Raw genomic sequence first — 17,394 nt, forward strand, 5'->3', positions numbered from 1 at the left:
GCGCGCTCCTCTCGGTGCGGCTCCGCGTACGGGCCCGTACGCGGTCACCCCACGGTCTCCGCGTACGGAGCACCGCCCGCGGAGCAACGCCGGGTCCGCGCACCGGAATTCCCGCGGAGCGCGCGGCGGCGGCACCCGGGCGCAGAGACACGTAGTGGGCCGCCCCGGTGCATCCACGGACCGGGACGGCCCACCCACGAACGTGTAAGCGGGCAGGGCCCGCGTCGCACGTCACTGTTCGAGTGTTGTCACCCGTCGACCGTCACTCGTCGACGGTCAGCCCCTTGCGGAGCTTCACCAGGGTCCGCGACAGCAGCCGGGACACATGCATCTGGGAGATCCCCAGCTCCTCGCCGATCTCGCTCTGCGTCATGTTGGCGACGAAGCGCAGCGAGAGGATCCGGCGGTCGCGCGGCGGGAGTTCGGCTATCAGCGGCTTCAGGGACTCGACGTACTCGATCCCGGTGATGCCGTGGTCCTCGTACCCGATCCGGTCGGCCAGCGTGCCCTCGGTGTCGTCCTCCTCGGGCTGCGCGTCGAGCGAGCTCGCCGTGTAGGCGTTGCTCGCCGCCATGCCCTCGACGACCTCCTCGGAGGTGATGTTCAGCCGCTGGGCCAGTTCCTCCACCGTCGGGGCCCGGTCCAGCCGCTGCGCGAGCTCGTCGCCGGCCTTCGCGAGGTCGAGACGCAGCTCCTGCAGCCGCCGCGGGACGCGGACGGACCAGGAGGTGTCCCGGAAGAAACGCTTGATCTCGCCGACGATGGTCGGCATCGCGAAGGTGGGGAACTCGACGCCCCGGCTGAGCTCGAAGCGGTCGATCGCCTTGATCAGTCCGATCGTGCCGACCTGGACGATGTCCTCCATGGGCTCGCTGCGCGAGCGGAAGCGGGAGGCGGCGAACTTGACGAGCGCGAGGTTCAGTTCGACGAGTGTGTTGCGTACGTACGCGTACTCGTGCGTCCCTTCCTCGAGGTGTTCCATGCGCTCGAAGAGGGTCTTGGACAGGGCCCGCGCGTCCAGCGGTCCCACCTCGTCATAGGGTGGGATCTCGGGGAGCTGGAGCTGGTCGAAGAGCTCTTCGACCGTTTCCGGACTCGTGGGTTCCGGGAGCTCTTCCGGCGTGTACTGCTCGGGTACCGCCAGGATGGCTGCCGGGTCGGCGGGTTCCGGTATCCCGTTGTCGAGCCGGGGTGACATGGTGTCCTCCATCATTCTCGGCATATGGCTGCCGGAGCCGATGCGTGCACTGCGGAGTGCGGCGCCTCCAAAGCCGACGTGGTGTGCGGATGTCTCTTCTACGCCTACCTGCTTTCACGTACGCATGGCAAGTCCTTAATGTCCGAATTTGCCCCAATGTGTTGGTTGTTCGGCTACCGGACATCGCGGGGAAGGCGTAGGGTTCGGACCGCCTGGCGGGGGGCAGCAGAGAGCGGGCGCTTTCGCAAGCAGAGGGCAATCGAAGGGAACTGCATGGACCGCGGGATGCCCGGCAGCACGAGCCGGGGCCGGCTGACGGTCGACGTACGCCACGAGGGCATCAGTGCTGTCGTGACGCCCGAGGGTGAGCTCGATCACCACACTGCGGAACTGCTGAGCGAGCCGCTGGAGCGGTGCGTCGAGGACGGGTACGGCCGGCTGGTCGTGGACTGCTCGCGGCTCGAGTTCTGCGACTCGACGGGTCTCAACGTGCTTCTCGGCGCCCGGCTCAAGGCCGAGGCCGCCGGTGGCGGCGTCCATCTGGCCGGAATGCTGCCCGTGGTCGCCAGGGTCTTCGAGATCACTGGCGCGGAGGCCGTCTTCACGGTGCATGATGATCTTGATGCGGCGTTGGAGAATGTCCCCGGCGCGTAATCCGCGCGTTACACGAGTCACATCGGCCCGGTCCGATCCGTGGGTGTTCTCACGGTCCGGAGGGGCAGGAGACTCCTGAATCTGTCAGACATTCGTCTGCCGGCTGCCCAGAAGGGCACAAGGCGATGAAACGGTAAATCGGTGATCGGTGAGGTGAATCACGGATGAGCACCACCCGGCCGCACCCGGCGGGCGACTGCGGGCCGGAGCCCGAGGGCGCCGCGACCGAGGCCGCACCGGATGCCGGGGACGCCTCGCGCGGGACCTCCGGGGACACCCCGGCCGGCCCGGCCGGGGTGACGGGCTCATCGGCGGCCGCGGCCGCCGCACCGCGTACTGCCGCATCGAAGGACACCGCACCGCAGGATGCCGCAGCGCCGGATGCCCCAGCGCCGGACACCGCGGCGCCGGACACCGCAGCGCTGGATACCGAGAAGGAGGGCGCCGTGCCCGGGGTGACGCAGTCCGTACGGCAGGTGCGCAGGCTGCGCCTGGCCGGCGCCGGCGGCGCCGTTCCCAGCGCCCGCGACTTCACCCGGCAGGCGCTGCACGACTGGGGCTGGCTGCCCGCCGCCACCGGCGACCAGCGCGCGGCCGCCGAGGACGTACTGCTCGTCGTCTCGGAACTCGTCACCAACGCCTGCCTGCACGCCGACGGCCCGGAGGAGCTGCGCCTCGGCACCGGCCCGAAGGTGCTCCGGCTGGAGATCGTCGACCTGGGCACGGGGGCGCCCTCGCCCCGCACCCCGCACCGTGCCGGACGCCCGGGCGGACACGGCATGTTCATCGTCCAGCGGCTCTGCCTGGACTGGGGTGTCGTCCGCAACCCGGAGGGCACCGGAAAGACGGTGTGGGCCGAACTGGCCGCACCCAGCTGAGCAGGGCCGCCCGAGGGCGGCCCCTTTCACCTCTCCTGCGGCCTGCCGTGTACGCCACGGCAGGCCGTACGTGTGCGGTACGGCGGGCTGTACGTGTGCGGTGCGGCGGACCCCGCGCCGGCGGGCTGTGGCGGGCCGTGAGGCCCTCGCGCATCGCCCTTGTCCGCTCTCTTCCCTCTCCAAGGTCCCCGGCGTACTGTCAGCGCCCGGCCTCGATCTGATGAGCCGTCAGTTATCTGCGCAGTCAGGACGAAGGGGGTACCCCCGGTGTACCGGAGCAGGAAACGACAGGCGTGCCGCCCGCGCGGACGCGCAGCGGCGGCACTGACCACGGCGGTGGCCGCGGGATCAGTGGTGCTGCTGGCCGCGCCCGCCGCCCAGGCGAAGACGGTGGACGTCGACTACCAGTGCAAGACACCGATCGGACAGAAGGGCGCCGTCTCGCCGATCGACATCAAGAGCACGAAGAGCGGCAGCGGTTACAAGCTCACCATGTCCTTCAAGAAGGGCGTGTCCTCCAGCCCCGTCGAGCTGGGCAAGGGCGCGATGAACCCCAGCGCGGTCATCGAGCTGGGCGGTGCGGAGAGCGGCACGGTCAACGTGAAGGGACCGCCCAACGACAAGGCGATCCCGCCCAACACCCCCATCAAGATCAGTGACTTGTCGGGGACGTACACGCCGAAGAAGAGCGGCAAGGTCACCTTCACCGCGGGCACGCTCACCATCAAGGCGATGGGGACGACCACCACGTGCAAGCCGAAGAGCAAGCCGGAACCGTCGCTCGACCTGGACGTGAAGGGCGCGGGCGGGGGAGCGGAAGCCCCCGCCGGTTCGGGCGGCTCCGGCGGTGCGGCGGCGGGCGGCGGCGGAGCCTCCGAACTGCCGCAGACCGGCCCGGCCGACTCGGCCGTCGCCCTCGGCACGCTCGGCGGCACGGTGCTGCTGTCCGGGGTGGCCGGGGCGCTCTGGCTGACCCGCCGGCGCGGCGCGACCGTCCGTACCCGCTGACGCCGCCTTGCGTGCGCTGCGAGCGGCGGGCACCCGGATCCCGTCCGTGCTGCTGGTGCTGCTGACCCTGCCGGTGCTGTGCGGGACGGCCGCCTCCGCGGCCGGCCCGGACTGGTCCGCCGCCCCCTCGTCGGGCGACGGCGCCTCCTCGTCGGGTGCCGACGCCCGGTCGCGCTTCTATCTGGAGGGCGAACCGGGCGCGGTGCTCAAGGACACCGTCGCGGTCACCAACGAGAGCCCGCGGGCCCGTACGTACACACTGCGCGGGGCCGGCGGGGGAGGGCAGTCCGGCGAGTGGCTCGCCTTCGCCGAACGGAAGGTGACGGTGCCGGCGCGTACCCGCGCGGAGGTCCCCTTCACCGTGACCGTGCCGGACGGCGCCGTACCGGGCGACCACCCGTCGGCGGTGCTCGTCGGCGACGGCGAGCGGACCGAACGGGTCGGTGTCCGGCTGCGCGTCATGGGGCCCGCGCTGTCCGCGCTGAGCGTGGAGAACGTACGGGTGCGGGAGACCGGCGACGGTGCACAGATCGCGTACGTCCTGGTCAACCGCGGGAACACCACCTTGTCCCCGCGCCTCGCCGTACGGGCCGACGGCCTGTTCGGCGAGCTGATGCGGCGTCAGGAGCGGGCGCTGAACGTGGAGTTGCCGCCCGGCGCCCGCATGCCCATGAGAGAGCCCTGGCCGTCCCCGCCGGCCCTGGACGCGGCCGACGTCTCCCTGCGGGTCAGCGCCGAGGCGGGCGCGAAGGGTACGGGCCACGCCTCGTACACCGCCGTCCCGTGGGGGCTGTTCGCCGCCCTCGGTACGGCGGCGGCCGCGGCGGCGGGCGGCGCGTGGTACGTGCGTACGCGCCACCGGGACGACGCGGACGACGCGGACGACGCGGGGGAGCCGACGGGGGAGCAGCCGGAGCCGACAGGAGCGCTGACGTGAAGCCCAACCACACCAACGCCCCCGCCGGGGCCCCCCACCACCCCACCCCCACCACACCAAGCGCCCCGCGCGGGGCCGGCCGGCGGCCCGAGGGCGAGGCCCCCACTCCCGGCGCGCCAGCGCCAGACGGGGAAGGGGCCACCCCCCTCACTCCCGCCGCAGCGGCAAGCGCCCCGCACGGGGGAGCTCGGCGGTCTGAGCGAGAGGCCCCAACTCCCCACGTACCAGCGCCAGACGGGGAAGGGGCCACCTCCCTCACTCCCGCCGCAGCGCCGAGCCCCCCACACGGGGCCGGCCGGCGGCCCGAGCGCGAGGCCCCAACTCCCGGCGCGCCAGCGCCAGGTGCGAGAGGGGCTGCCCCTCTCATCTCCGCCGCAGCGCCAGGCCCCCCGCACGGGACAGGCCGGCGGCCCGAGCGAGAGGCCCCAACTCCCGGCGCGCCAGCGCCAGGGGCGAGAGGGGTCACCCCTCTCACTTCCGCCGCAGCGGCAAGCCCCCCGCACGGGGCCGGCCGGCGGTCCGGGCGTGACGTCACCGGAGACCGGCCCCCCGCCCGGAAGGGCCTCGCATGGGCGGTAGCCCTCCTCATAGGGGCGCTGCTCGCCGCAGGCGCAGGCGCATTCGCCGCCCAGCCCGCGGCGCAAGCCGCAACCGCCCAGCCCGCGGCGCAAGCCGCAACCGCGCCGCGCGTGAGCCTCTCCTCCCAGGAGGCCGGCACAGGCGGCAGCGTCACCGTGACCGGCAAGGGCTGGCGCCCCAACGCCCTGCTCACGCTGCTGATCTGCGGGCAGAACGCCATCGGCGGCACCAACGCGTGCGCCAACCCCCAGGGCCGCGCCGTCACCACCGGCTCCGACGGCGGGTTCCGCAAGAAGCTGCCCGTGGCGGAGCCCCCCGCGGCCTGCCCGTGCGTCGTCCGCGCCGCCACCGTGACCGGCGCCTACGCGGCGGCCGACGCGAAGTTCACGGTCGCGGGCCACCCCGTGAAGCCGCTGCCGCGGAACGCCGGCGGCGGACGGCTGACCGTACTCGCGGCCCGGCTGGAGGGCGACAGCGGCATCCTCACGTGGTTCGGCGCGGCCCCGCAGCGCCAACTCGTCCTCACCGTCGGCAATGTGGGCTCCACCCCCGCGAAGAACCCCGTCTTCGACGTCGGCACGTCGCACGGCGTGTACGCGCCGAAGTGGGAGCAGCAGCAGTGGCGCGGCACGGTCGCACCGGGCCGCAAGGCGAAGGTCACGCTGCCCGCGGAGCTCTCCGCGGGCGCGCACGGCGACTACACGGTCGCCGCCAAGTACGGCGGGAAGGTACTCACCGAACAGCCCTGGGAGGTGGGCCGCCCCTGGGGCGTGACCCTCTTCTGGGTGCTGCTCTGCCTCGTCGTCCCGGCCGCCGTCTTCCGGGCCGGCATGGCCCTCGTCGACCGGCTGCGCCCCCGCCGCCCGGGCCAGGTCGTCTCGGGCCGCGAGCCCGGGCCCCGTACGGCCCGCACCCGTATCCCCGTACGGCTGCCGAAACCGAGGGCGGCGCAACCAAAGGCACCGAAGCCGCCGAAGGCGCGGACCGGGGCCGGGCCCGAAGAGCCGGGAGGCGGCGGCGCGTTGCCGTGGTTCACCCCGGACACCCTCACCGCCGCACCCCGTGCGGACGGCCGTACGGACAGCCGTACGGGCTCCAATCCGGCGCCTGCGGACGGCGGCACCGGCACAACGCACCCCCCACACCGCACCACGCTCTCCGCACCTCCCGATGAACGCCCCCCATCGAAGGGAAACAGGTGATGAGGCAACGACGGCGCGCGCTCGGCGCCGCCTTGATGTTCGGCAGCGCGGGCGTGCTGATGGCAGCAGGACCCGTACAGGCCGCCGACGATCCCGCCGGCGGTCTGCCGAAGGTGCCCGGCGCGCCGCAGGCACCCGAAACGCCCTCCGTGCCCGGCGCCGACAAGCTGCCCAAGCCCCCCACGGACGGCCTGCCGAAGGTGCCGGGCGCCCCGGAACTCCCGGGCGCCAACGGCGGTGGCGGAGGCAGCAGTTCGGGCGGCGGCAGCGGCGGCTCCGAGGCGAGCGGCGGCAGCGGAGGGGGCAGCGGCTCGGGCGGCTCGTCCTCCGGTGACGGCAAAACGTTCTCCGGCAAGGAAGTGAAGGTCCCGTACTCCTGCAAGACCCCGATCGGCGACAAGAGCGCCACCTCGCCGGTGAAGATCGACGCCGCGAAGAGCGGTGAGAGCTATGAACTCACCGTGAAATTCAGCAAGTCCGTGATGGACAGCCCGGCCCAGATCCCGAAGGGCGAGGTGAAGCCGTCCATGGACGTGAAGGTCGGCGGCGCCGACAAGGGCACGGCGAAGGTCACGGGGCCGCCGAACGAGAAGGAGATCAAGCAGGGCGACCCGATCGAGATCCCCGACCTGAAGGGCCCGTACAAGCCGGGCGGCGACGGCAAGGCGACGCTCAGCCCGGGCGTGCTCACGGTGAAGGCCATGGGCACCACGACGACCTGCACCCCGTCCAAGGACCCGGGCCCGTCACTGGAGTTGGACACCACCGACCAGGGCGGTACGAGCGGTGGCGGCGGCGGTTCGGCCGCGTCCGGCGGCGCGGCCTCCGGCGGCGGCGCGGCGGCGGGCGGGGCCGAGGCCCAGTCCACGGGCGGTGGCGGCGGTCTCGCCGAGACCGGCGCGTCCGACGGCGGCGGCGTGGAGGCCCTGGGCCTCGCGGCCGGCACGGTGATCCTGCTGGGCGGAGCAGTCTTCACCTTCACCCCCTGGCGCCGCCTGCGCGGCCACGCCGGCCGCTAGCTGCGCGATACGCGCTGAGCCGGGAGGGGACAGGCCCACGGGCCCGCCCCCTCCCGCACGGCCGGGGCCGGAGGGCCGCAGGCCCCCCGGAACTCCCCACGAGCAGCGGGTCGGAGGGCCCGCAGGGCCCTCCACTCCGCCGCAGCGGAAGTCACCACACGTGAACGGCCCGGCGGTCCCGGCGAAACCCGGCCACGAAGAAACCGGCAACGCCCCGCGCTAGCGGTCGAGCTGACCGATCGTCGCGTTCGACGGACCACGCGAGGCGGAGGCCTCACGAGCGCACGCCTCCGCGTCACGCAGCACCCGTACCGCGTTCCGCCACGTGAGCTTCGCGAGGTCCCCGCGGGACCACCCGCGCCGCAGCAGTTCGGCCACGAGGTTCGGGTAGCCGGAGACGTCGTCGAGGCCGGCCGGCGTGAAGGCCGTGCCGTCGAAGTCGCCGCCGATGCCGATGTGGTCGACGCCCGCGGTCTCCCGCATGTGGTCCAGGTGGTCGGCGACGGTGGAGACTGTCGCCACGGGCCGCGGGTGCTCCGCCTCGTACGCGCGGTGCACCTTCATCGCCTCGGCGCTCGTGTCGAGATGGTGCAGCCCGTGCGCCCGCATGTTGGCGTCCGCGTCCTGCGTCCAGGCGATGGCCTCCGGCAGGATGAACTTCGGTACGAACGTCGCCATCGCCACCCCGCCGTTGCCCGGCAGGGCCTCCAGCACGTCGTCGGGAATGTTGCGCGGGTGGTCGCACACGGCGCGCGCCGAGGAGTGCGAGAAGACGACGGGCGCCTCCGTCACACGCAGCGCGTCCCGCATGGTCGACGCGGCGACGTGCGACAGGTCGACCAGCATGCCGACCCGGTTCATCTCCCGTACGACCTCTTCGCCGAACCGCGACAGGCCGCCGGCCCGCGGCTCGTCCGTCGCCGAATCCGCCCACTCCAGCGAGTCGTTGTGGGTCAGCGTCATGTAGCGCACGCCGAGCCGGTGCAGCGCGCGCAGGGTGGCGAGCGAGTTGTTGATGCTGTGCCCGCCCTCGGCACCCATCAGGGAGGCGATACGGCCGTCCGTACGGGCGCGCTCCATGTCGTCCGCCGTGCAGACCAGTTGGAGTTCGTCCGGGTGGCGGGCCGCCAACTGGCGGACCACGTCGACCTGTTCGAGGCAGGCGCTGACGGCCTCGTCGCCCTGCAGATCGGTCCGCACGTACACCGACCAGAACTGTGCCCCGACGCCGCCCGCGCGCATCCGCGGCAGGTCGGTGTGCAGATGGGCCGACTGGTCGGCGGAGATGTCGCGCTGTGCGAGGTCGTAGCGGACCTGTTCGCGCAGGGCCCACGGCAGGTCGTTGTGCCCGTCCACCACGGGGTATCCGGCGAGCAGTTCACGCGCCTGCCGCAACAGCGAGCCGTCCACCGCCGCACCGGCGACCGCAGCGCTGCCCGCCGCCGAGCCGTCCGCCGAAGCGCCGCCCTCCGCCGCCGAGCCGTCCGCCGAGCCGCCGCCCGTCACTTGCCGCCGCCGAAGCCGAAGCCGGTCTGGCCGCCGACCTTGCCGCGCAGCCTCCGCCCCTTCTCCGTGGCCTCCTCGTTCAGGTCCTCCTGGAAGCGCGTCATGCGCTCCCGCAGCTCCTCGTCGTGCGCGGCGAGCATCCGTACGGCCAGCAGTCCGGCGTTGCGCGCGCCGCCCACCGACACGGTGGCCACCGGCACACCGGCCGGCATCTGCACGATCGACAGCAGGGAGTCCATGCCGTCCAGGTACTTGAGCGGCACCGGCACACCGATCACCGGCAGCGGCGTCACGGCGGCGAGCATGCCCGGCAGGTGCGCCGCGCCGCCGGCCCCGGCGATGACCGCCTTCAGACCGCGCCCCGCGGCCTCCTCGCCGTACGCCACCATCTCGCGCGGCATCCGGTGCGCGGAGACCACGTCGACCTCGAACGGCACCTCGAACTCGGCGAGCGCCTGCGCCGCGGCCTCCATGACGGGCCAGTCGGAGTCCGACCCCATCACGATGCCGACGACGGGGCTCTCGGCGTCGGTTGCTGTCACTCGGTGATCGTCCCTCGCAGGTAGCCGGCGGCATGGGCGGCGCGCTCGCGCACGTCGTCCAGGTCGTCGCCGTAGGTGTTGACGTGTCCGACCTTCCGGCCGGGCTTCACGTCCTTGCCGTACATGTGGATCTTCAACTGCGGGTCGCGGGCCATGCAGTGCAGATAGCCGGCGAACATGTCCGGGTAGTCGCCGCCCAGCACGTTCGCCATCACGGTCCACTGCGCCCGCGGCCGCGGGTCGCCCAGCGGCAGATCGAGCACAGCCCGTACGTGGTTGGCGAACTGCGAGGTGACCGCGCCGTCCTGCGTCCAGTGGCCGCTGTTGTGCGGACGCATCGCCAGTTCGTTGACGAGGATCCGGCCGTCCCGGGTCTCGAACAGCTCGACCGCGAGATGCCCGACGACCTCCAGCTCGTGCGCCACGGTGAGCGCCAGCTCCTGCGCCCGTACGGCCCGGTCCTCGGGCAGTTCCGGCGCGGGCGCGATGACCGTGTCGCACACGCCGTCGACCTGGATGGACTCCACCACCGGGTACGCGACGGCCTGGCCGTGCGGGGAGCGGACGACGTTCGCGGCCAGCTCCCGCGCGAAGTCGACCTTCTCCTCGGCGAGGACCGGCACCCCGGCCTTGAACGGCTCGGCGGCGTCGCCGGCGCTGCGCGCGATCCACACGCCCTTGCCGTCGTAGCCGCCGCGCACCGTCTTCAGGACGACGGGGAAGCCGTCGCCCTCTTCCGCGAAGGCGGCCACATCGGCGGGATCGCGCACGATCCTGTGCCGCGGACAGGGCACGCCGATATCGCCGAGACGGGCTCGCATCACCCCCTTGTCCTGGGCGTGCACGAGCGCGTCGGGCCCCGGGCGGACGGGGATGCCGTCCGCCTCGAGCGCGCGCAGATGTTCGGTCGGGACGTGCTCGTGATCGAAGGTGATCACGTCACATCCGCGCGCGAACTCGCGCAGCGTCTCCAGGTCGCGGTAATCGCCGACGGTCACATCACTGACCACCTGCGCCGCGGAATCCTGGGGGCTGTCCGAAAGGAGCTTGAATCTGATGCCGAGCGGGATGCCCGCCTCATGTGTCATGCGGGCGAGCTGCCCCCCGCCGACCATGCCGACTACCGGGAACGTCACGCCCCCAGCCTATCGGCCCTCGCGCACCGGCCTGCGCCCGCGCTTCCTCTGTGGGAGCGCGCGCCCGCTGGTTAGCATGAGGACGCTGCGGGACAACGCCGACCGGAACGGGGCTTAGCGATCATTAGGAGCGGATGGCGCACTCTGCGCCCACGGCTGGCGCGGCTCTCCGGTGAACTGGCCAAGTTCGGCGCGGTCGGCGCCGTCGGCTTCCTCGTCAACCTCGTCGTGTTCAACCTGTGCATCCACACGTTCCAGCTCGCCCCCGTGCGCTCCGGAGTGATCGCGCAGGTGCTCGCCATCGGGACGAACTACCTGGGCAACCGCTACTGGACGTACCGGCACACCGACAAGCGGCGGGTGCGCAGGGAGACGGTCAGCTTCTTCTTCTTCAGCGGCATCGCCCTGGTCATCGAGAACGGCATCCTCGCCTTCTCGCACTACGCCCTCGACTACACGACACCGCTCGCCGACAACATCGCCAAGAACGTCGTGGGCCTCGGCATCGGCACCGTCTTCCGCTTCTGGGCGTACCGCACCTGGGTGTTCAGGGACCGCTCACGCGGGGGCGTGGTCCGCCGGGTCCGGGTCCGACGTGGCGGACGACTCCCGGCCGAGGAAGAGGGCGAAGACCGGCGGATGCTGCTGAAGTAGCTCCAGCCGTCCGCCGTCCGCCTCCGCGAGGTCGCGGGCCACGGCGAGTCCCAGGCCGGTGGAGTTCCGCCCGCTGACCGTGCGCTCGAAGACCCGCGAGCCCAGCTCGGGGTCGACGCCCGGGCCCTCGTCGGTCACCTCGACCACGGCCTGATTGCCCGTCACACGGGTGCGCAGGGCGACCCGCCCGGTGCCGTGCATCAGCGAGTTCTCCACGAGCGTGGCCACGACCTGCGCCACCGCGCCCGGCGTGCCCACCGCGCGCAGCCCCGTCTTCCCGGACGTCACCAGGGCCCGCCCGGCGCTGCGGTAGGCCGGCTTCCACTCCTCGATCTGCTGTTTGACGACCTCGTCGAGGTCGAAGGCGACGGCCGAACCGGAGCGCGGGTCGCGGGAGTTCGTCAGCAGCCGCTGCACCACGTCCGTGAGCCGCTCGACCTGCGCCAGCGCGATCGTCGCCTCCTCCTTCACGAGGGCCCGCTCCTCCGGGTCGTCGTGGTCGGCGGTCGCGATGATCTCCTCCAGGCGCATGGAGAGCGCCGTCAGCGGCGTACGCAGCTGGTGCGAGGCGTCCGCGGCGAGCCGCCGCTCCGCCGTGAGCATCCGCCCGATCCGGTCCGCACTGCCGTCCAGCACGTCGGCGACCCGGTCCAGCTCGGGCACCCCGTACCGGCGGTGCCGCGGCCGCGGGTCACCGGAGCCGAGCCGTTCCGCGGTCTCGGCGAGGTCGGTGAGCGGGGCCGCGACGCGGTGCGCCTGGCGTACGGCGAGGACCGCGGCGGCGCCGACGGCCAGCAGCGCGACGGCGGCGATGATCAGCAGTGTGCGGCCGACCTCGTCCCGTACGGTGCTGTGCGCCTCCTCGACAGTGACTCTCTCGCCGTGCCCGCCGGTCTGCTCACCCTTGATGACCTTGCCGGAGGGCTTGTGGCCCAGCTCGATGGGCCGCTTGCCGGGCACGTCGATCCGCACATAGCGGTTGCCGGTGACGGTGGTGCCCATCGTCCCCTGCGTCACCTTCTCGCCCGCGACGATCCGGCTCTCCACGACGGACACCAGCCGTACGGCTTCGGACTGCACGCTCTCCTGCGCGCTGTTCTCGATGGTCCGGGACTCCACGATCACCAGCGAGACGCCGAAGACGGCCACCACGACCAGCACCACCGCGAGGGTGGACTGGATCAGACGTCGCCTCAATTGAGCAGGGCCTCAGTTCTTCTCGAAGCGGAAGCCGACACCGCGGACGGTGGCGATGAAGCGCGGGTTCCCCGCGTCGTCACCGAGCTTCTTGCGGAGCCAGGAGATGTGCATGTCGAGCGTCTTCGTGGACGACCACCAGGTCGTGTCCCACACCTCGCGCATCAGCTGGTCCCGGGTGACGACCCGGCCCGCGTCCCGTACGAGCACCCGCAGCAGGTCGAACTCCTTCGCGGTCAGCTGGAGTTCCTCCTCGCCCATCCAGGCGCGGTGCGACTCGACGTCGATGCGCACTCCGTGCGTGGTCGGCTGCGGCGTGGGCTCCGCCGTCGCGCCGCGGCGCAGCAGCGCGCGGACCCGCGCGAGCAGCTCCGCGAGCCGGAACGGCTTGGTGACGTAGTCGTCCGCACCGGCGTCGAGCCCCACGACGGTGTCCACCTCGTCGGCGCGGGCCGTGAGGACGAGTACGGGAAAGGCATGGCCCTCGTTGCGGAGGCGCCGGCAGACCTCCAGGCCGTCCATGCCGGGGAGTCCGAGGTCCAGCACGACCAGATCGATGCCGTCCCGCAGGCCGGCCTCGAGAGCGGTGGGGCCGTCCTCCCGCACCTCGACCTCATACCCCTCGCGGCGCAGCGCGCGGGCGAGCGGTTCGGAGATCGACGCGTCATCCTCGGCCAGCAATACACGGGTCATGCGCCGATGGTAGTCCTCGTACCGGAGCGCGAGGGCGCTGCCCGGCAAGCCCGAATGATCATGGACCGGCATGGGCACGTCACCTTTGATTGCACAGGAAAGTTTCATGATCTCCCTGTGATCTGCGTCCCAACGCCTTCCGTTGAACGCAGAAGTGTGACGTAAGGTGTGGAAGCTTCAACAGTGACCGTCAAGGGCCTCTGGGTTCCGCGGCACCGCCAGGGTTGACCTGCCTGCCAAGCGGCGCCGACCCCTGGCCGAGCACGCACCTCCCCCACCGGGCGCGCCCTCCGTACGCGGGTGTACGGTCCCGCGCGCGTCCCGAGCTACAAGGAATCGCACATGGCGTCCAGCGTGACGAAGGGCGCGGTCGGCAACTCCGGCGGCAAGACCTTCTTCGGCCACCCACGAGGCCTGGCCACACTGTTCATGACGGAGATGTGGGAGCGCTTCAGCTTCTACGGCATGCGGGCACTGCTCGTCATGTATCTCGTCTCCGGCGGTCCTGACCAGACGGGCGCGCAGGGCAACGGCCTGGCCATGACCCTGGCCACGGCGACGGCGATCTACTCCGTCTACAACGCGCTGGTCTACCTGCTGGCACTGCCCGGCGGCTGGATCGGCGACCGGGTATGGGGACCGCGCAAGACCGTCGCCGTCGCGGCGGGCACCATCATGGTCGGCCACTTGTGCCTCGCCGTTCCCGGCGAGGCGATGTTCTTCGTGGGCCTCGTCTTCGTCGCCCTCGGCTCGGGCCTTCTGAAGGCCAACATCTCCACGATGGTCGGCGACCTCTACAACGGCCCCGACGACCCGCGTCGTGACGGCGGCTTCACCGTCTTCTACATGGGCATCAACCTCGGTGCCTTCACCGCGCCGTTCGTCATCGGCACCGTCGGCGAGAAGGTCAACTGGCACCTGGGCTTCAGCCTGGCCGCCATCGGCATGGCCCTCGGCCTGATCCAGTTCCTGATCGGCTCGAAGCACCTGGACGCCAAGAGCAGCCAGGTGCCCAGCCCGCTCTCCACCGACGAGCGCAACGCCGTGCTCCGCAAGGGCCTGATCTGGCTGCTCGTCGCGGTCGTGTTCTACGGCATCGTCGTCGGCACCGGCACCTTCACCCTCAACTGGGCGATGGTCCCGCTGACCCTGCTGGGGCTGCTGATCCCCGTCGGCATGCTGGTGCGCATCAAGCGGGACAAGGAGCTCACGCAGGCCGAGCAGGGCCGGATGTCCGGCTACATCTGGTTCTTCGCCGCCGCTGCCGTCTTCTGGATGATCTTCGACCAGGGCGGTTCCACCGTCCAGGCGTTCGGCGCCGGTCACGCCCAGACCGAGATCCTCGGCTGGAGCTTCCCCGCCACCTGGTTCCAGTCGATCAACCCGCTCTTCATCATCCTGCTCGCCCCGGTCTTCGCCTCCCTCTGGCTGGCGCTCAACCGGCGCGGCAAGGAGCCCAGCACGACCGTGAAGTTCTCCTTCGGTCTGGTCATGATCGGGCTCTCGTTCTTCGTGTTCACCATCCCCATGAACATGGCCACGGGTGACACGAAGGTGACGCCGCTGTGGCTGGTGCTCATCTTCCTGATGCACACCGTCGGCGAGCTGTGCCTGTCCCCGGTCGGCCTGTCGGTGACCACGAAGCTGGCGCCCGCCAAGTACGCGAGCCAGCTGATGGGCGTCTGGTTCCTCGCCGTCACCGCCGGCGACTCCGTCACCGGTCTGCTCTCCATCGGCGGCGCCGACCTCAGCGGCGCCGGCGTGGTGGCCCTGGAGGCGGCCCTCGCCGTGATCGCCGGCTTCGCGGTCTTCATGTACCGCAAGAAGATGACCGAGAACATGAGCGAGGTGAAGTGACCTCGGCCGGATGACCGGGGCCCGCAGGGTCCCGCCCCCGGCCGGAACGGCCCGTGCGTACTCCGGTACGCGCGGGCCGTTCCGCATGTGCGGCACCGCCGCCGACGGGGCTCGCCCCGTTCGGGCGTGCTGCTGGTGCGGGGGTGTGCGGGGCTCGTGAGGCTGTGGGGGTGCGCCGACTCCTGATCTGTCTCGCCGTCTGTGCCTCGGTTCTGCTCGGTACGGCCCCCGCCGTGCCCGGCGATTCCCCGGCCGACAGCCCCCCTCCGTCCGGCGGCGCCGCGGCCGCGTCCCGGGCGCAGCACACGTACGCGTACGGCCCCCACTCCCGGCAGAAGCTGACCGCGCACTGGAAGCGCGGCACCGGGCACCGTACGGCCCTCGTCCTTCTGCACGGCGGATTCTGGGGCGGGAACAAGAGCCCCGGCTGGGACGACTGGGCGGCCGAGCTCACGGACCACGGCGTCTCCGCGTTCACGGTCGAGTACCGCCGCCACGTCGACACCGGCTGGCCGGGACCGCGCGACGACGTGCTGCGCGCCGTGCGCTGGATCAAGAAGCGGGCCCGCGCCTTCGGCGCCGACCCGGACAAAATCGTGCTGATCGGCTCCTCAACCGGAGGCCATCTCGCCGTCAGCGCCGGTACGTACGGACACGGGCGGAAGCACGTGGCGGGCGTCGTCGGCCTGTCCGCTCCGGCCGACCCGCTGCGCGCCTGGCGCGACGGGGCACGGCACGCCGGCCGTGACAGCAAGGCCGCCGCACAGAAGCAGCGGCTCAGGAAGGCCGCCCGCCGGCTCGCGGACTGCACGCCCCACAAGGGCCGCCCCCACTCGCCCTGTTCGCGCCGCTGGCAGGACATGCGCGCACTGCGGCACGCCTCCGGCAAGGACGACGCGCCGATGCTGCTGCTCCATTCGGAGCGGGACTTCGTGCCGGCCACGCACGCGCGTGCGCTGGAACGCGCCGAGCGCCGGAAGGGCGCCTCCGCACGGAAGATCGCCGTACGGACAGAGCCGGGCACGGTGCACGGCCTGTCGCTGATGCGGCTGAAGGGGGCCACCGGCGAGGTGCTCCGCTGGAGCAAGGCGCGCGGGTGACCCCCCAAGTCCCTTGCCGTTACGGCAGGTTGCGGGCCATGACGACGCGCTGGACCTGGTTGGTGCCCTCGTAGATCTGGGTGATCTTGGCGTCGCGCATCATGCGCTCGACCGGGTAGTCGCGGGTGTAGCCGTAGCCGCCCAGCAGCTGCACCGCGTCGGTGGTGATCTCCATGGCGGCGTCCGAGGCGTAGCACTTCGCCGCGGCGCCGAAGAAGGTCAGGTCGCCGTCCACGCGCTCGGACTTGGCGGCCGCCGCGTAGGTGAGCTGGCGGGCGGCCTCCAGCTTCATGGCCATGTCGGCGAGCATGAACTGCACGCCCTGGAAGTCGCCGATGGGCTTGCCGAACTGCTTGCGCTCGGCGACGTAGCCCTTCGCGTAGTCCAGCGCGCCCTGCGCGATGCCCAGCGCCTGCGCGGCGATGGTGATGCGGGTGTGGTCGAGGGTCTTCATCGCGGTGGCGAAGCCGGTGCCCTCTTCGCCGATCATGCGGTCGGCGGGGATGCGCACGTTGTCGAGGTAGACCTCGCGGGTGGGGGAGCCCTTGATGCCGAGCTTCTTCTCCGGCGCGCCGAAGGAGACCCCCTCGTCGTCCTTCTCCACGACGAAGGCGCTGATGCCCTTGGTGCGCTTGTCGGGGTCGGTGACGGCCATGACCGTGTAGTAGTCCGAGACACCGGCGTTGGTGATCCAGCGCTTCACGCCGTTCAGCACCCAGTAGTCGCCGTCGCGGACGGCCTTGGTCTTCATGCCGCCCGCGTCCGAGCCCGCGTCCGGCTCGGACAGGCAGTAGGAGAACATGCCCGCGCCCTGGGCCAGCGGCGCCAGGTACTTCTTCTTCAGGTCCTCCGAACCGGAGAGGATCACCGGCAGCGAACCGAGCTTGTTCACGGCCGGGATGAGCGAGGAGGAGCCGCACACCCGCGCGACCTCCTCGATCACGATGACCGTGGCCAGCGCGTCCGCGCCCGCGCCGCCGTACTCCTCCGGTACGTGCACCGCGTGCAGGTCGTTGGCCTCCAGCGCGTCGCGCGCCTCCTGCGGGAAGCGTGCCTCCTCGTCGACCGCGGTCGCGAACGGCGCGATCTTCGCCTCGGCCAGCGCACGGACCGAGTCCCGGAGCATGTCGTGCTCCTCCGCCGGCCTGTAGAGGTCGAAGTCGGCGGCGTTGCTGTTTCCGGTGGACGCCAAGTTGTCTCACTCCTCTGAGCTGCTGCCGTGAGCGCGCAAGCT

General features: G+C 71.8%; 15 protein-coding genes and 1 pseudogene. 9 read left to right on the top strand and 7 right to left on the bottom strand.

The window, feature by feature from the left end:
- Positions 1-262: 262 nt before the first annotated feature.
- On the bottom strand, positions 263-1,198 hold the full coding sequence (locus tag AC3AGO_RS20860; RefSeq protein ID WP_487821746.1) for an RNA polymerase sigma factor SigF: 936 nt from the start codon (positions 1,196-1,198) through the stop codon (positions 263-265).
- 273 nt (positions 1,199-1,471) lie between these two features.
- Here AC3AGO_RS20860 and AC3AGO_RS20865 point away from each other — a divergent pair, with 273 nt between their 5' ends.
- From AC3AGO_RS20865 to AC3AGO_RS20890, 6 genes and pseudogenes are all read left to right on the top strand, one after another.
- Positions 1,472-1,852 carry an STAS domain-containing protein gene (locus AC3AGO_RS20865; RefSeq protein WP_487821747.1) on the top strand — a complete coding sequence of 127 codons (381 nt, stop codon included), beginning with the start codon at positions 1,472-1,474 and terminating at the stop codon, positions 1,850-1,852.
- Positions 1,853-2,016: 164 nt separating this feature from the next.
- Positions 2,017-2,730, top strand: coding sequence for an ATP-binding protein (locus tag AC3AGO_RS20870; protein WP_487821748.1), 714 nt, complete (start codon positions 2,017-2,019; stop codon positions 2,728-2,730).
- 267 nt (positions 2,731-2,997) lie between these two features.
- On the top strand, positions 2,998-3,738 hold the full coding sequence (locus AC3AGO_RS20875) for an LPXTG cell wall anchor domain-containing protein (protein WP_487821749.1): 741 nt from the start codon (positions 2,998-3,000) through the stop codon (positions 3,736-3,738).
- A gap of 7 nt (positions 3,739-3,745) precedes the next feature.
- Positions 3,746-4,675 carry a COG1470 family protein gene (locus AC3AGO_RS20880; protein ID WP_487821750.1) on the top strand — a complete coding sequence of 310 codons (930 nt, stop codon included), beginning with the start codon at positions 3,746-3,748 and terminating at the stop codon, positions 4,673-4,675.
- 587 nt (positions 4,676-5,262) lie between these two features.
- Complete coding sequence (locus AC3AGO_RS20885; protein ID WP_487824735.1) at positions 5,263-6,456, top strand: hypothetical protein; 1,194 nt, start codon at positions 5,263-5,265, stop codon at positions 6,454-6,456.
- 206 nt (positions 6,457-6,662) lie between these two features.
- A pseudogene (locus AC3AGO_RS20890) lies at positions 6,663-7,475 on the top strand (hypothetical protein); the annotation flags it as partial.
- A gap of 219 nt (positions 7,476-7,694) precedes the next feature.
- On the opposite strand, the gene AC3AGO_RS20895 reads toward AC3AGO_RS20890, so the two are convergent.
- From AC3AGO_RS20895 to AC3AGO_RS20905, 3 genes are all read right to left on the bottom strand, one after another.
- Entirely contained in the window at positions 7,695-8,873 is a 1,179-nt protein-coding gene (locus tag AC3AGO_RS20895) for a dipeptidase (protein WP_487824736.1), read from the bottom strand.
- Positions 8,874-8,977: 104 nt separating this feature from the next.
- Positions 8,978-9,481, bottom strand: a complete 504-nt coding sequence (purE, locus tag AC3AGO_RS20900) for a 5-(carboxyamino)imidazole ribonucleotide mutase (protein ID WP_487824737.1) — start codon at positions 9,479-9,481, stop codon at positions 8,978-8,980.
- Positions 9,482-9,519: 38 nt separating this feature from the next.
- Positions 9,520-10,659, bottom strand: a complete 1,140-nt coding sequence (locus AC3AGO_RS20905) for a 5-(carboxyamino)imidazole ribonucleotide synthase (protein WP_487821751.1) — start codon at positions 10,657-10,659, stop codon at positions 9,520-9,522.
- A gap of 177 nt (positions 10,660-10,836) precedes the next feature.
- On the opposite strand from AC3AGO_RS20905, the gene AC3AGO_RS20910 reads away from it, so the two are divergent.
- The gene (locus tag AC3AGO_RS20910; protein WP_487824738.1) at positions 10,837-11,313 is read left to right on the top strand and encodes a GtrA family protein; all 477 of its coding nucleotides are present in this window, start codon (positions 10,837-10,839) and stop codon (positions 11,311-11,313) included.
- On the opposite strand, the gene AC3AGO_RS20915 is transcribed toward AC3AGO_RS20910, so the two are convergent.
- Together AC3AGO_RS20915 and AC3AGO_RS20920 are read right to left on the bottom strand one after the other, a co-directional pair.
- Positions 11,218-12,510 carry an ATP-binding protein gene (locus AC3AGO_RS20915; protein WP_487821752.1) on the bottom strand — a complete coding sequence of 431 codons (1,293 nt, stop codon included), beginning with the start codon at positions 12,508-12,510 and terminating at the stop codon, positions 11,218-11,220. The genes AC3AGO_RS20910 and AC3AGO_RS20915 overlap by 96 nt on opposite strands.
- A 12-nt stretch (positions 12,511-12,522) precedes the next feature.
- The gene (locus AC3AGO_RS20920; RefSeq protein WP_487821753.1) at positions 12,523-13,203 is read right to left on the bottom strand and encodes a response regulator transcription factor; all 681 of its coding nucleotides are present in this window, start codon (positions 13,201-13,203) and stop codon (positions 12,523-12,525) included.
- Between the two features lie 342 nt (positions 13,204-13,545).
- On the opposite strand from AC3AGO_RS20920, the gene AC3AGO_RS20925 reads away from it, so the two are divergent.
- Together AC3AGO_RS20925 and AC3AGO_RS20930 are read left to right on the top strand one after the other, a co-directional pair.
- On the top strand, positions 13,546-15,060 hold the full coding sequence (locus AC3AGO_RS20925; protein WP_487821754.1) for a peptide MFS transporter: 1,515 nt from the start codon (positions 13,546-13,548) through the stop codon (positions 15,058-15,060).
- Between the two features lie 170 nt (positions 15,061-15,230).
- Positions 15,231-16,160 (top strand): alpha/beta hydrolase, encoded by a 930-nt coding sequence (locus AC3AGO_RS20930; protein ID WP_487821755.1) that lies wholly within the window; start codon positions 15,231-15,233, stop codon positions 16,158-16,160.
- 19 nt (positions 16,161-16,179) lie between these two features.
- Here the strand turns inward: AC3AGO_RS20930 and AC3AGO_RS20935 are convergent, their stop codons facing one another.
- The gene (locus AC3AGO_RS20935) at positions 16,180-17,286 is read right to left on the bottom strand and encodes an acyl-CoA dehydrogenase family protein (RefSeq protein WP_487824739.1); all 1,107 of its coding nucleotides are present in this window, start codon (positions 17,284-17,286) and stop codon (positions 16,180-16,182) included.
- Positions 17,287-17,394 lie beyond the last annotated feature (108 nt).

The sequence above is a fragment of the Streptomyces sp. BL1 genome, from assembly GCF_057628045.1.